This window comes from Candidatus Hydrogenedentota bacterium (genome assembly GCA_013359265.1).
GTDB lineage: Bacteria > Hydrogenedentota > Hydrogenedentia > Hydrogenedentales > SLHB01 > JABWCD01.
This window is the reverse complement of sequence record JABWCD010000017.1, coordinates 78,668-92,072: the sequence shown is the minus strand read 5'-3', so window position 1 is coordinate 92,072 and position 13,405 is coordinate 78,668. Positions and strand designations below refer to the sequence as shown.

Annotated in this window: 12 protein-coding genes; 7 read left to right on the top strand and 5 right to left on the bottom strand. The window is 59.7% G+C overall.

The genetic code is table 11. The features are described 5' to 3' along the window. Position 1 precedes the first annotated feature (1 nt). Positions 2–1,582 (bottom strand): exo-alpha-sialidase, encoded by a 1,581-nt coding sequence (locus HUU46_15785; GenBank protein NUM55105.1) that lies wholly within the window; start codon positions 1,580–1,582, stop codon positions 2–4. A gap of 380 nt (positions 1,583–1,962) precedes the next feature. On the opposite strand from HUU46_15785, the gene rpmE reads away from it, so the two are divergent. From rpmE to pssA, 6 genes are all read left to right on the top strand, one after another. Then, positions 1,963–2,166, top strand: a complete 204-nt coding sequence (gene rpmE, locus HUU46_15780) for a 50S ribosomal protein L31 (GenBank protein NUM55104.1) — start codon at positions 1,963–1,965, stop codon at positions 2,164–2,166. A gap of 18 nt (positions 2,167–2,184) precedes the next feature. After that, entirely contained in the window at positions 2,185–3,246 is a 1,062-nt protein-coding gene (gene prfA, locus HUU46_15775; GenBank protein ID NUM55103.1) for a peptide chain release factor 1, read from the top strand. Further along, positions 3,246–4,139 (top strand): peptide chain release factor N(5)-glutamine methyltransferase, encoded by an 894-nt coding sequence (gene prmC / locus HUU46_15770; GenBank protein NUM55102.1) that lies wholly within the window; start codon positions 3,246–3,248, stop codon positions 4,137–4,139. Before prfA ends, prmC begins: the two co-directional genes overlap by 1 nt. Before the next feature lie 161 nt (positions 4,140–4,300). Continuing rightward, positions 4,301–4,999 carry a DNA repair protein RadC gene (radC, locus tag HUU46_15765; GenBank protein NUM55101.1) on the top strand — a complete coding sequence of 233 codons (699 nt, stop codon included), beginning with the start codon at positions 4,301–4,303 and terminating at the stop codon, positions 4,997–4,999. Continuing rightward, positions 4,996–5,682, top strand: a complete 687-nt coding sequence (locus HUU46_15760) for a phosphatidylserine decarboxylase family protein (GenBank protein ID NUM55100.1) — start codon at positions 4,996–4,998, stop codon at positions 5,680–5,682. Before radC ends, HUU46_15760 begins: the two co-directional genes overlap by 4 nt. 18 nt (positions 5,683–5,700) lie before the next feature. Then, positions 5,701–6,612: a CDP-diacylglycerol--serine O-phosphatidyltransferase gene (gene pssA / locus HUU46_15755; GenBank protein NUM55099.1), complete on the top strand. Its 912-nt coding sequence runs from the start codon at positions 5,701–5,703 to the stop codon at positions 6,610–6,612. Here the strand turns inward: pssA and HUU46_15750 are convergent. Both HUU46_15750 and HUU46_15745 read right to left on the bottom strand, forming a co-directional pair. After that, positions 6,519–8,066, bottom strand: a complete 1,548-nt coding sequence (locus tag HUU46_15750) for an AI-2E family transporter (protein ID NUM55098.1) — start codon at positions 8,064–8,066, stop codon at positions 6,519–6,521. The two genes, pssA and HUU46_15750, sit on opposite strands and share 94 nt — an antisense overlap. 174 nt (positions 8,067–8,240) lie before the next feature. Then, complete coding sequence (locus HUU46_15745) at positions 8,241–9,575, bottom strand: sterol desaturase family protein (protein NUM55097.1); 1,335 nt, start codon at positions 9,573–9,575, stop codon at positions 8,241–8,243. 201 nt (positions 9,576–9,776) lie between these two features. On the opposite strand from HUU46_15745, the gene serC reads away from it, so the two are divergent. Beyond that, positions 9,777–10,871, top strand: a complete 1,095-nt coding sequence (serC, locus tag HUU46_15740) for a 3-phosphoserine/phosphohydroxythreonine transaminase (GenBank protein NUM55096.1) — start codon at positions 9,777–9,779, stop codon at positions 10,869–10,871. 70 nt (positions 10,872–10,941) lie between these two features. On the opposite strand, the gene HUU46_15735 is transcribed toward serC, so the two are convergent. Both HUU46_15735 and rffA read right to left on the bottom strand, forming a co-directional pair. Beyond that, positions 10,942–11,976, bottom strand: a complete 1,035-nt coding sequence (locus HUU46_15735; GenBank protein NUM55095.1) for a GHMP kinase — start codon at positions 11,974–11,976, stop codon at positions 10,942–10,944. A gap of 16 nt (positions 11,977–11,992) precedes the next feature. Beyond that, positions 11,993–13,138, bottom strand: coding sequence for a dTDP-4-amino-4,6-dideoxygalactose transaminase (gene rffA / locus HUU46_15730; protein ID NUM55094.1), 1,146 nt, complete (start codon positions 13,136–13,138; stop codon positions 11,993–11,995). Positions 13,139–13,405 lie beyond the last annotated feature (267 nt).

Sequence of the window (13,405 nt, the reverse complement as noted above, 5' to 3'; positions counted from 1 at the left end):
CTCAGTCAGGCGACTTCAGGCGAAATTCCTTGTCGCTCCTGTCTCGAATGTTGAAATTGTTCTTCGAGTAGATTCGAACAATATAGCCGTCGCCCTCGGAATAGTTTTCGGGTACGCGCCAACGGAATAATCCATCGTTGTCAGTTGATGCCTTCATCGTTGTTACGAAACTGCTGAAGCGAAACAGTTCTAACCGGACCTTTCCGCCGGTATTGCCGGTCGACTTCCATTCAATCGTTCCCTTCTTGCCGAGCTTCCACTTCTCGCCGCCGTTCGGGGTGGTCAGGGTGAGCGTTCCGGGATACGGCGGCCCGCTGATCGAGCGCCAGAGGTCGAGTTGGGCATTGCCTTCGGTGTGCCACAACACGGCCCAGTGTCCGTCCTCATCCGTTGCGATCGACGGCCCCCAGTCGTGTAGCGAATTGTTGTTGTCCGCGACAAGGCCCGCATCGGTGGGCGTCGTCCACGTCGCGCCATTATCGGACGACTCCGACTTGTACAGTTCGTAGTTGGCGGAGCCGGCTCGCTGCCAGACGACGACCCACCTACCGTTGCGGTCCGTAGCAATATTGGCGTTGACATCGTCATCGCTTTTCGGCGGAATCGTCGAAAGCAATTTCCTGTTGCTCCACGTCATGCCATCGTCGTCAGAATACGCCGAATAGACATCGTACCGCTGGCCATCGGCGTAGTATCCGTCCCATACGATAACCCAGTTGCCGTTGCCGTCGGCAGCGAGACGCGGCGTGTCTCGCACGCCGGTTTCCATAATGAGTTGGTCGTTCACAAGGGTCTGCGGGGACCATGTATCGCCATCATCCGTGGACCGAGAATACACGATATCCGGCGGGTCCTGACCGTCGGCGCCGGTTGAGACCCATGCGCAAATCCACGTGCCTTCACGGTCACTCGCAACGTACGCGGTATGGTTACTCGGTCCGGTGGAGTTGAGCTTCTGCTTGGTGGACCAATTCGCCCCGTCCGTGGAAACCGAGTATGCGATGGACAATGGTTGATCCACACCCATCGTTGGGGGATTTGACGGTTGATGCGTTTGCCAAACAATGATCCAATTGCCAGTACCGTCCGATGCGACGTGCGGATAGTCTACGTAAGGGTTAAAGGGGTCGAAAGACGTGTAGTCCAATTCTACCCTGTCCGACCAAGTTGCGCCATTGTCCGTGGAAATCGCCGTGAATATTCCGTAGTTCCCCATCGTGTTGTGGTCGCCTTTCCAGACGCAGACCCACTTACCGTCGCCGTCGGTGGCAATTTGCGGAACGGTGTCATCCCGCGTATCGCCGCTATTGCTATTCACGAACGTTGGATCGGACCACGTGTCCCCGTCGTCATCGGATCGTATTGCGGCGATGTCGTACTGAAACGAACCGCTCTGGTTCAGCCGCTCGTACACTGCTACCCAGTTCCCGGCTCGATCCGTCGCGACGCGGACATTTCTTTCAAAGAAGGTGTCGGGCAAAACCCCATCGATGCGTTCCGCGCCCTGAAAATCTACCGCCCAAAGTGGGCCCGCACAGAGAGCGCAGGAGACGGATATTGCGACGCACGTGAAGGGACGCATACATGGTTCTCCCATGGTAAGAGTACGACCCGTTCGCCGGAGCTTGCAGCGACGCCAGTCTAGCACGGATTCGCGGGACTGCCAACGGAATCCGGACGCGCGTGCCGCTTTCGGGATTTGGGCACTTCCTCCGTTGCGAACGGTGTTGCGGGTCCGGCTGGCGCTGGTCTGGGATTGGGTCCTAATCACGAGAACCTATGACCTGCTAAAGCGCACATAGACATCGGCTTATGGCGACGACCCGAGGGTGATGCAACCGATTGGGTAAGCAGTTACGTTGAAATGACCACGCCCATTTGGTAACCTATGGCGTTTGCGACGAATCCCAAAATGGCCGCGTGTGGCGCTGGTCGGCCCGCGGCCTGTTCAGGAGAGGTACCGTGAAAGAAGGCATACACCCGAACTACGTTGAGTCCAAAGTCACGTGCGCGTGCGGAAACACGTTTACGACGCGTTCCGTGAAGCCGGCGATCAACGTCGAAATCTGCTCTGCCTGTCACCCGTTCTTCACCGGCAAGCAGAAGTTTGTCGACAGCGAAGGCCGCGTGGACCGCTTCAACAGGAAGTACGGGAAGAAAAACTAAGCCCGTATGGAGCGCGTGATGTACGACAGGCTCCTCGCCCTGTGCGGGGAGCACGAGCGAATGTCGCGCGAGATGGCGACGCAGGAAGTCGCCACCGACCCCGAGCGTTACCGTTCACTCGCAAAAAAGGTAAAGTCGATCGAGGAAACGGTCCAGGAATTCCGCCGCTACCAGCGCATCGAGAAGCACCTTGCCGAGGCCGAGCAAATGCTCCGCGAAGAAACCGATCCCGAACTTCGCGCTATTGCGGAAGAAGAGCGTGACAGCACCACAACGCAGCTCCACGACCTGGAACAGGAACTGCGTATCCTCCTCATCCCCAAGGACCCCAACGACGAGAAAAACACGATTGTCGAAATTCGCGCGGGGACCGGTGGAGAAGAGGCGGGCCTGTTCGTCGCCGATCTCACGCGCATGTACACGCGCTATGCCGAACTAAAGAGCTGGAAGATGGAAGTGCTCGGCTCCAACCCGACCGGTCTCGGCGGGTACAAGGAAATCAGCTTCAAAATTTCCGGCGACAGCGTGTATAGCCAATTGAAGTACGAAGGCGGCGTGCACCGTGTGCAGCGCGTGCCGGCGACCGAAGCGCAGGGGCGCGTGCATACTTCGGCGGTGACGGTGGCGGTATTGCCCGAGGCGGACGAAGTGGACGTGCAGATCGATCCGACGGAACTCCACATCGACGTGTACCGTTCGTCCGGTGCGGGCGGTCAGCATGTAAATACCACCGACTCCGCCGTTCGCATCACGCATATTCCTACAGGGGTCGTCGTCGCCTGCCAGGACGAACGGTCGCAGCACAAAAATCGCGCCAAGGCAATGTCTATCCTGCGCGCGCGGCTCCTCGCGCACAAGCAGGAACAGGAAAACGCGAAGCGTTCCGCCGATCGCAAGAGCCAGGTGGGTAGCGGCGACCGCAGCGAACGTATCCGCACCTACAATTTCCCCGACAACCGGTGCAGCGACCACCGCATCAAACTGACGTTGCACTCGCTCGACCGCATCATGGAAGGCGAACTGCAGCCGGTCATTGACGCGCTCATCTCCGCGGACCGCACCGCGAAACTCTCCGAGTAATGGCCACTGTCCTGGACCGCATTCACGACGCGGTCCAATTGCTGGCGGAAGTCAGCGACACTCCTCGCGCAGATGCCGAATTCCTCATGGCGCACCTGTTGGGTGTGCCGCGTTCGCGCTTGCCGCTCCATTACGGCGAAGATGCCGACGTTCCCGAGTTTCAAATCTTCGTGGAACGCCGGCTGGCCTGCGAACCAATCCCGTACATCCTTGGCGAATGGGAGTTCTTCTCGATACCCATCAAGACGCGCGCGCCGGTGCTCGTGCCGCGGCCCGAGACGGAGCATCTGGTGGAAGTCGTGCTGGAGGAGTTGCGTGGCAAACGTTTGCGCAGTCGTACCGAGACCGCCCCGCAGGGTCCGGAGATCGGCGCGCCGCCGCGCATTCTGGAGTTATGCACGGGGACCGGTTGCGTGGCAGTCGCTATCGCGAAGACTTTCCCGGGCGCGCAAGTCGTAGCGACGGACATCTCCGACGACGCGCTCGCGCTCGCAAATGAAAATGCCGGGATGCACGGTCTGAAATCTCAAATCTCAAACTTGAAGGGTGACTTGTTCGATGCGCTCGGCGAAGGCATTGGTCCATTCAATGTGATTTGTGCGAATCCGCCATACGTGGAAGACGACGCGTTTCCGGGCCTTTCGGCAAGCATTCGATTGTACGAAGACCCGCGCGCGCTGGTCGCCGGGCCGGACGGGCTTGATGTAATTCGCCGAATTGTTGCCGGTGCGCCACGATATCTGGTTGATGGCGGCCTCCTTGCGTTGGAGATTGGCGAGGGGCAGTATGATGCGGCGCGGCCGCTTCTTGAAGCTGCCGGTTTCCGAGACGTCCAGGCGCGAAACGATCTTGCGGGGATTCAGCGAATAGTGTTGGGTCGAAAGCAGGCATAGGTGTCGCAACACGGGCGCGCGTTCGCACGAAGCACCATTGAGTGCCGCGCGGCAGCGTCGCCTTGGAATTCTGCGGGCAGACAACTTCTGATACGTATCCGATTTCGAGTACGAGCATGAGCACGAATTGGAATGCCAATTACGTTTGAGGTGATTGGACGATGGAATACCCCCAATACTCCACCGCTGTCCGCGAACTACCGCCCGAGGAACGGCCGCGGGAGCGCCTCGCGAAACTGGGCCCGGAAGCACTGAAGGACGCCGAATTGATCGCGGTCATCATCCGTTCCGGCACGCGCGACATGGGTGCGGTGGCGTTGGCGGAGAACATCATTCGCAAGTTCGGCGACCTGCGCGGCGTGTCGCGCGCCTCGATCGACGAACTTAAGGCCGGAGTAAAGGGGTTGGGCGAAGTCAAGGCAATCGAGATCAAAGCCGCTCTCGAACTCGGTAAACGCCTTGCCGCACATACAGCCGATCAGCGGCCAAGGATATCGAGCGCGGAGGATGTGTCGCGTTTGCTGATGGTGCCCTTTAAGGACTGTGAGATCGAGGTGTTCAAAGCGTTGCTGATGAATCCTAAGAATGAAGTGATAAAGGTTGCGGACGTGTCGCGCGGGAGCCTCGATGCGTCCGTCGCGTTGCCGCGCGAAGTGTTCCGGCAAGCCGTCCGCGACGGCGCAGTGTCCGTCATCGTTTGTCACAATCATCCCAGCGGCGATCCCGAACCGAGCCGCGCGGATATCGCCCTGACGCGCAGGTTGCAGGAATCGGGCGAATTGATCGGAATCACGCTGCTCGATCATATCGTCTTCGGCGACGGGCGGTACGTGAGCCTGAAGGAAAGGGGCCTGATGTGACCCATCGGTTTAGCGCCGCGACAGAAGCGTGGAAGTTGCGGCGATTCACGCTGTCTGCTTCCGTGTGTTTGGGGTGTCTGGTCATCGTCGCCATCTTCTTCGTCGGGCGGGGATTGTTCGCGGCGGTCTTGCTGACGGCGTGGGTGCTGATCGCCGCAGTCGATGTGTTTTCCGCGTACTTCTTCCGCGATCCTGTCCGCTCCATAACACCCGAGGCCGGCGCCGTCGTGTCGCCCGCGGACGGCACCGTGGTAGGCATCGAGGACCTGCCGTCAACATCCCACTACCCGGGGCCGTGCAAACGTTTATCCATCTTCCTGTCCGTTTTCAACGTGCATGTGAACCGCGCGCCATTCGACGGTACAGTCGAGTCAGTCGCCCACAAACCGGGCGAGTTCAAGAACGCCATGCGCGCGGACACCACCGACGTCAACGAATCGAACACGATTCGTATGCAAACCGCACGTGGATCGATGACGGTGCGGCAGATTTCCGGCCTCATCGCCCGGCGCATTGTCTGCAAGGTCAAAGTGGGGGAGACTCTCGCCAAAGGCGAGAAGTTCGGCATGATTAAGTTCGGCTCCCGCACGGAGTTATACCTGCCCACCGACGCGGAGATATGTGTTAAACTAAAGGACAAGGTACAGGGTGGCGCAACGGTGGTCGCCCGGTTCCCGGAATAGAGGTACGCAGTAATCGCCATGTTGCACGAGAAAAAGCCGCGCAAGCGGCCGAACATCGCGCGCGGGATTCGCCTCGCCACCGCGCAGCGCCGCAGGAAAATGAACCGGCGCCGTCCCATCAATGTGCTGGCCAGCGGCATCACGACGCTGAACCTGTACTTTGGAATCGCCGCCATTTTCGCGGCCATTGAAGGCATGGGCCTGAAGGACTCGGCGGAACAGGCACTTCAATTCCAAAAGGCGGCCTACTTCATTCTGGCTGCGATGGTGGTGGATACAATGGACGGCGCGATCGCGCGCATGACCAAGAGCGTGTCGGAGTTTGGCAAACAACTCGACAGCCTGTGCGACGTCGTGTCGTTCGGCGTCGCGCCCGCGGTTCTGATCTACACGATGTTTTTGCCGGGTGAGACGGGATACTTCCTGCGGACGGGCGCGTTTATCGCGATCATCTACGCGATCTGCACCGCGCTGCGTCTCGCGCGATTCAACGTGTTCCAATCGGAAATGCGCGAATACTTCATCGGCCTGCCGAGCCCTGCCGCCGCGGCTACTGTCGCCACGTTCGCGCTGTTCACGATCGCGACGAACTTCACGCCAAGTTTCTGGGTGTTCGGTCCGCCGATGCTCGCACTCGCCATTCTTATGGTAAGCACGGTGCAGTATCCGAAGAACAAAATGAAGAGCCTGCTGCTGTCGCCGCGCCTGGGGTTCCGTTTCCTTGTAGTGTGCGCGGTTGCAATCGCCGTATTTGACATGGCACGGCGCAAGGACCCCGCGTTGGTGCTGTTCCCGGTAACCGCGGCGTACGCGCTGTTCGGGATCGGCGATACAGCCTACCGGAGGTTCTTTCGGCGTTCGGCGTCGTCGTCCCCCGGAGGCGCCGGTTCGTCGACTGCATCGCCCGCGAAGACCGGCGACGCTTTGTAGTAGGCGACCCCCTCGACGACCAGCACCTTTAGCGCGGCCGCGATTGGCACCGCGAGCAGCAGCCCTAGGAAACCGAGAAAGTTTCCAAACACCATAATCGCGAGGATCACCCACACCGGGTTCAGTCCGACCTGCTCGCCGACGATCTTCGGGGTCAACACGTTGCCTTCGAGGAATTGTGCAACGCCGACGACGGCCAATACACCAATCAAGTGCCAGTCAATTCCGTGCTGCAATATGGTCAACAGAATGCCGAGAATCGCCGTTGTGGCCACGCCAACGAATGGAATGAAGGACGCCATGATCGAGAACATGCCGATGACGATGGCGAACGGGACGCCAAATACGAGGAACCCGATTGTGTACATCACGCCAAGGCAAATGCACACCGTCATTTGGCCACGCAAAAAGCTGCGCAACTGGTCGTCAATTTTGCCGAGTATCGAGAGCGTCTTCGGCGCGTAGCGCGGCGGTATCAACGTGCGCGCGGTTGCTTTCAACGGATCAAAATCCTTGAGAAGATATCCGGCGACAATTGCAAACAACGCGAAGTTCGCAAGGAACAACAGCAAGTTCACAAAACTTTGACCGATACTCGCGACGAACCCGAACAGGTTCACGCCCGCCTGCTGTCCAAACGACGCCAAACTGCTCGCGTGCGTCTTCATGAACTCGACCGTGAAATCGCGCACATTCTTCCCAATGAACTCGGCCAGTAGTGCGCGCGCATCCTTTTCTGCGGCTCCATCCGCATGTGGCTGCGATTCCGCCGCCGCCGCTTCGCCGGTCGCCGTGTCAGCCGGATCGGCCGCGGGCGCGGCGTCTTCGGCGGGTTCCTGGTCTCCGGTTTCCGCAACTCCGGATACGCCCTCGGAAACTGACTTTGGCGGCTCCTGTTGCTCATTCAGCTCCAAAAGGTTCACCAATTGGTTGACCGGCAGAAGGTCGAACAGTCGATCCAGCAGCGCATTCCCGCCTGTCTTGGCCGCGCCCGCGTGGGCCATGGCCGCGTCCCACTCGGTCTCGGAGATGCCGCCGCTGCGGTCCGTGTCGAAGAGAATGAAATCGTTGCTGTCGAATCCGCGATCGGGACGCGTTAGTTCGCTCAGGCTTATCGCGCCGTTTCCGTTCTTGTCAATCGCATCGAACGGGTACACGCCGCGCGCGGACGCGACCAAGGTGCTTGCCTGATGAAACACGGACGGAACGATAATTAGCGGGACGCTGAGGAGGAGCACGACGGCGACGAACGCAAGGCCGACAATCGTCGCCATGCGCGGGATTCTGCGCGCCTCGAAAAAATCGACTACGGGGTCGAGCACGTATGCGACGAGCAGGGCCAGGAACAATGGGACCAGCACCGGCCGTAGCGCATAGGCAAGCAGCCCAAGCAAGACCAGCGCGATCAACGCACCCGCCGCCCGCACCCATGGGTTCTCAATTACTGTGCGCAATCGTCACTCCTTGCTATGTGTACTCGATGACTGCCTATCGGGAAGGCGCCGCATTCTACCATCAGACACCGCACATAGCGTATTTGGACGTGGTTGCGCTGTTCGCAGAGGTGCGGAGAATCGATGCCTGTGCAAGCGGCCGTGCGCGTGGCGCGCGGAAGGAATCTTGAGCGTTTACTTCGCCGCGGGGGCCGCGTCCTGTTCCAGCGGAAAGTCTGGCATCCGCTCGTCCTCAACAGGGGCGATGGTGTCGGGTGCGTACGCGACGGGGCCGAAGGGGCGCGTGAAGACGGCGCGGTACTGAAGCAGCCAGACGAGCATACCCATTGAATAGATCGTTCCGGCGGCCGCGGCGATCACGCCAGCCGGCGAATCCAACCCGAAGGTGAGGCTTGCGAAAATGAACGCAGCCACCGACATTACGGGTTGGCGCGCGATCTCCAGTCCCAGCGCCCAACGCTTCGCCTCGAGAATCCCTCCAATGCAGACAAGCGTCATAATGACCAATCCCGCGACGCCGGCGCGGGTCTGCCAGATCATGTCGGTCTCGTAGCCGAGGAACACGGTCCCAATAACGAGCGCGGGGACGAATTGAAGCAGTGTGTACAGGCTGAGCCCAGCGGGAATTCGTGGGTTATATTTCTCATAAAACTGCTTCGTGAGGTACGCCGGCGGACCCTGCTTTTCGAGCCCTTGCGGCCGCCACGCCGGTTTCTTGAACCAAATCAGCAATCGGTCCTGCCAGCGGGGCGCCTTCACGGCGAGACGCCAAAGGTCTACCCAGTAATGGATATCCGCCCAAACGGGGTTCCAACTGCGGAGCGGCGTCGCCGTTCCGTATATCGGTTCCTCCTCTTCCGCGGCAAATGTACCGAACATTTTGTCCCAGATAATCAGAATTCCGCCGTGGTTCTTGTCTATATATTTCGGGTTCTTCGCGTGGTGAACACGATGGTGCGACGGTGTGTTCAGGAACCACTCGAGCGGTCCGAGCTTTCCGATCGTGCGTGTATGAATCCAGAATTGGTAGAGCGTATCGATCGACGCCATCGTGATAAACAGCGCGGGGGGAAATCCTACGAACGCGAGCGGCAGATAGAACAACCAGAAAAAACAGCCTTGAAACACGCCCTGCCGCAGTGCAACGGTGAGGTTGTACTCCTCGCTCTGGTGGTGTGGGATGTGCGATCCCCACATGATGTTTATGTCGTGGCTGCAACGGTGCGCCCAGTAGTACATCAGGTCGTACCCGAGCAGGCACGCAATCGCCGCCCAAACCGAAGATGCGGAAATATCGAAAAGCGCGTGGTTGGAATAAATGTAGACGTACCCGCCGCCGATGATGGATTTCAGGAAAATCCCACCCACCTGATCGATGATGCCCATGCTGAGGTCGTTGATGCTGTCGGCGTAGCGATAGACGCGGCGCTTGATGAGGTAGCCGACAAAGATTTCGAGAAAGATGAGTACAAAGAAAAATGGAATGGCCATTTCAATGAGATTGACCATGATTGGACTCCCGGTGACGCTGGGCAGCATCATACTGCGGCCAGACCTACCGGTCAATAGGGTCTTGCTCCGCGTGCGCATAGTTGATAGCTGTGCAAACGCTGAGGTAACCTATCTGGATTTAGCGACAGCGTATTCGACGCGCGAAATGGGGGAGACTGCATCCGCGCGGCGCGAACATACCGGAAGGAGTACATTATTATGGAACAGCGCGTACACAACTTTTCCGCGGGCCCGGCGGGGCTGCCCCTGGCGGCGCTCGAAGAGGCCCAGCGCGACCTGCTGGCGTACCCCGGCGCGGGCGCGTCCATCATGGAAATCAGCCACCGTTCGAAAACCTTCGAAGCGGTGCTCCAATCGGCCAAGAGCAATATCGTCCAACTGCTGAACGTGCCGTCGAACTACAAGGTCCTGTTCCTGCAGGGCGGCGCGTCGATGCAGTTCTCGCAGGTGCCGATTAATTTCCTGCGCGGCACGGGCAAATCGGCGGATTACATCATCACCGGCGCCTGGGGCAGCAAAGCCATCAAGGAAGCGAAAAAGGAAGGCGCGGCGCGTGCTGCGTGGAGCGGCAAGGAACAGGGCTTTAACCGCGTTCCCGCGCAGAGCGAACTCGACCTCGACGCAAACGCCGCCTACTGCCACTTCACGACGAACGAGACCATCGAGGGCGTGCAGTTTCAGGCTGAGCCGAATGTGGGCGGTGTGCCGCTCGTGTGCGACATGTCCTCGGACTTTCTATGCCGCCCGTTCGACGTGAGCAAGTACGCCTTCATTTACGCCGGCGCCCAGAAGAACATCGGCCCGGCAGGCGTCGTCGTGGTCATCGTGCGCGAGGACATGCTGGCGCGCGTGCCGGAAGGCCTGCCGTCGATGCTCGATTACAAACTTATCGCGGAGAACGATTCGCTCTACAACACGCCGCCGTGCTTTGCGATATACATGGTGATGCTCGTCACGAAGTGGCTGGCGAGCGACATCGGCGGCCTCGCGAAGATGGAGGCGATCAACAATCAAAAAGCCAAACTCCTCTACGAGGCGATTGACGCTAGCGGCGGCTACTACCGGGGCCACGCCAAGCCGGACTGCCGCTCGCTGATGAACGTGACCTGGCGCTTGCCCAGTGAGGAACTCGAAGCCAAGTTCGTAAAGGAAGCCAAGGCCGCGGGTATGGACGGCCTCAAAGGCCACCGCAGCGTCGGCGGCATCCGCGCATCGATTTACAACGCGATGACGGTCGAGGGCTGTAACGCACTGGCCAGCTTCATGGCGGATTTCAAATCGAAGAACGGCTAAGTCCGCCGTTGTTACTACTTGCCTCCGACCTGTCCGGCGAGCTTGGCGCGTCCGACAGGTCGGACTCGTGCTATCCTGCCGCGCGCCAGGTGACCGTGCCTTGCGGTTCGAAATTGAAGTCTATGGGCTGGCCACCCATATCGCCCAATCGCCGCATGATCACATGCCGTTTGTCGAACGGCGCGAACACCAGCAAGTAACCGCCGCCGCCCGCGCCGAGGATTTTTCCGCCGGTCGCGCCGAGCTTGCGCGCCTCCTCGTACATCTCGTCGATGCGCGTGTTCGTGATTCTCGACGCGATCCGTTTTTTCTGCTCCCACGACGCGTGCATGAGTTCGCCGAATTCGCTTAGCCGTCCCTGAAGCAGCGCGTTCTTCATCTGGACGCACAGGTCCTTGATCGCATGCGTCGCGCGAAGCGCGTCATCGTCACCGCGTTCGATATGGGCAATCTGCTCGTCGATGATGCCCGCGGATTGTCTCGTCTGGCGCGTGTAGCAGAGCACGAGCGAGTAGTGCAGTTCGAGCAGCGTTTCGGGACTCAAACGAAGCGGATTGACGATCGCCTTCTCCGCGTCGTATTCGATGAAGTTGAACCCGCCAAACGTCGCGCCATACTGGTCCTGCATGCCGCCCTTCAATCCCAAGTCTATTCGTTCGATTTCGTAGGCGAGTTCCGCAATCTCATACGAAGTAAGCGGGCGCTTGAAGAACTCCTTGAACACGCTGACAAGAGCGACCACCATCGTCGACGAACTGCCGAGACCGCTGCCCGGAGGCGCATCGCTGTGCATGAACAGGTCGAAACCTTTGGCGGGCGCGCCGCGCCGAAGCTTCGCGATGACCGCCTTCGCAAGATCCAACTCGCCGTCCATGACAAACGCCTGCTTCGTCGAATACTTCGCGACGATGTCGTAATCGAGCGAACGCACTTCGATTGTGTCGTCCGTCCGCGGACGGCAGCTCACGTAGGCGAACTTGTCGATAGTCGCGCTGAGCGTGCATCCGCCGAACTGCGAACGATAGGGATCGACATCGGTGCCGCCGCCTGCAAAACTGATTCGCAGCGGGGCCTTCGCGCGGTAAATCGGAATGGGGCGGGGCATTGCCGGGCGCGGCCCGCTACCCCGCGCCATAGCTCGACACGGCGTCGACAACGCGTTCGAGTTCCTCGTCGGCCATGCCGTTGAACATCGGCAGACGGAGCAAGCGATCGCTGATGTCCTCCGTCACGGGGAAGTCGCCCTCGCGGTAGCCGAAGCGCATGCCCATGTCCGAGGTGTGGAGCGGCAGATAATGAAACACCGCGGTGATGTTGTGTTCCCTGAGGTGCGCGATTAGCCCCTGCCGCGCGGCGAACGACGGCATGAGCATGTAGAACATGTGGTAGGCCTGGTCGCAATGCTGCGGGACAACCGGCTGCCGCACACCGTGCGCCTCGCACCAATCGCCGAGCTCCGTCGCGTAGGTTACCCATATTCGCTTGCGCCGCGCCTGAATTTCGTCGCGGCGCTCCAACTGCGCGTAGAGAAACGCGGCGAGCATGTCGGACGGCAGGTAGCTCGACCCGAGGTCCACCCACGAATACTTGTCCACCTGGCCGCGGAAGAACCGGCTGCGGTTCGTTCCCTTCTCGCGCAAAACTTCCGCGCGGTCCTCGAACTTCCATTCGTTGATGAGCAGGGCGCCGCCTTCGCCGCACGTAAAATTCTTCGTCTCGTGAAAGCTCTGCGTGGCCAATACGCCGAAGGTCCCCAGCCACTGGCCCCGGTATTTTCCGAAGAGACCGTGCGCATTGTCCTCGATTACGGCCACGCCGTGCCGATTCGCAATGTCCATGATGGCGTCCATCTCGCAGCCCACGCCGGCATAGTGCACCGGCAGAATCGCGCGCGTCCTCGGCGTGATGAGGTCTTCGAGGACGGACTCGTCCATGTTGAGCGTGTCCGGCCGGCAATCGATGAACACCGGCTTGGCCCCGCGGAGGACAAACGCGTTAATCGTCGATACGAACGTGAACGACGGGCAGATGATCTCGTCGCCCGGCTGGATATCGAGCAGCAACGCCGACATCTCCAGTGCATGCGTGCACGAGGTCGTCAGCAACACCTTGTGAACGCCGAGCAGGGATTGCAGCAGGCCGTGGCATTTCTGTGTGAACGTCCCATCGCCCGCGACTCTCCCGGACGCCAAGGACTGGGCCATATACTCGAGTTCCTGCCCCTGCGGGAGGACCTTGTTGAACGGTATTGCGTGCGAGTCGTGCATCGATGGGCGTGGCGTAGGACGGGCAGAAGAAAGCTGGACTTCCTGACCTGCGTGCAACACAGCCTCCTTAGACAAAAACAACGAACACCCCCTGCCTGCGAATTCTCGCTATCAACGGCAGCTATGTCAAGCGATATTGACTCGGAAATGTGTGGCGGTTCAGCGCAATGTGCGAAATGACCAATCGCGGCCCGAGGCGTCGTGTCCCACCCGATTGAATTCAAAACGCCGCTAACCCTACGATCTCCGCGGGGAATTCAAAGGGGG

What these genes read in the sequence shown, in the direction of transcription:
- HUU46_15785 (NUM55105.1), bottom strand. Translation starts at nt 1,582, where the DNA reads ATGCGTCCCTTCACGTGCGTCGCAATATCCGTCTCCTGCGCTCTCTGT.
- prfA (NUM55103.1), top strand. Translation starts at nt 2,185, where the DNA reads ATGTACGACAGGCTCCTCGCCCTGTGCGGGGAGCACGAGCGAATGTCG.
- HUU46_15735 (NUM55095.1), bottom strand. Translation starts at nt 11,976, where the DNA reads ATGCCCCGCCCCATTCCGATTTACCGCGCGAAGGCCCCGCTGCGAATC.
- radC (NUM55101.1), top strand. Translation starts at nt 4,301, where the DNA reads ATGGAATACCCCCAATACTCCACCGCTGTCCGCGAACTACCGCCCGAG.
- serC (NUM55096.1), top strand. Translation starts at nt 9,777, where the DNA reads ATGGAACAGCGCGTACACAACTTTTCCGCGGGCCCGGCGGGGCTGCCC.
- prmC (NUM55102.1), top strand. Translation starts at nt 3,246, where the DNA reads ATGGCCACTGTCCTGGACCGCATTCACGACGCGGTCCAATTGCTGGCG.
- pssA (NUM55099.1), top strand. Translation starts at nt 5,701, where the DNA reads ATGTTGCACGAGAAAAAGCCGCGCAAGCGGCCGAACATCGCGCGCGGG.
- HUU46_15745 (NUM55097.1), bottom strand. Translation starts at nt 9,575, where the DNA reads ATGGTCAATCTCATTGAAATGGCCATTCCATTTTTCTTTGTACTCATC.
- rffA (NUM55094.1), bottom strand. Translation starts at nt 13,138, where the DNA reads ATGCACGACTCGCACGCAATACCGTTCAACAAGGTCCTCCCGCAGGGG.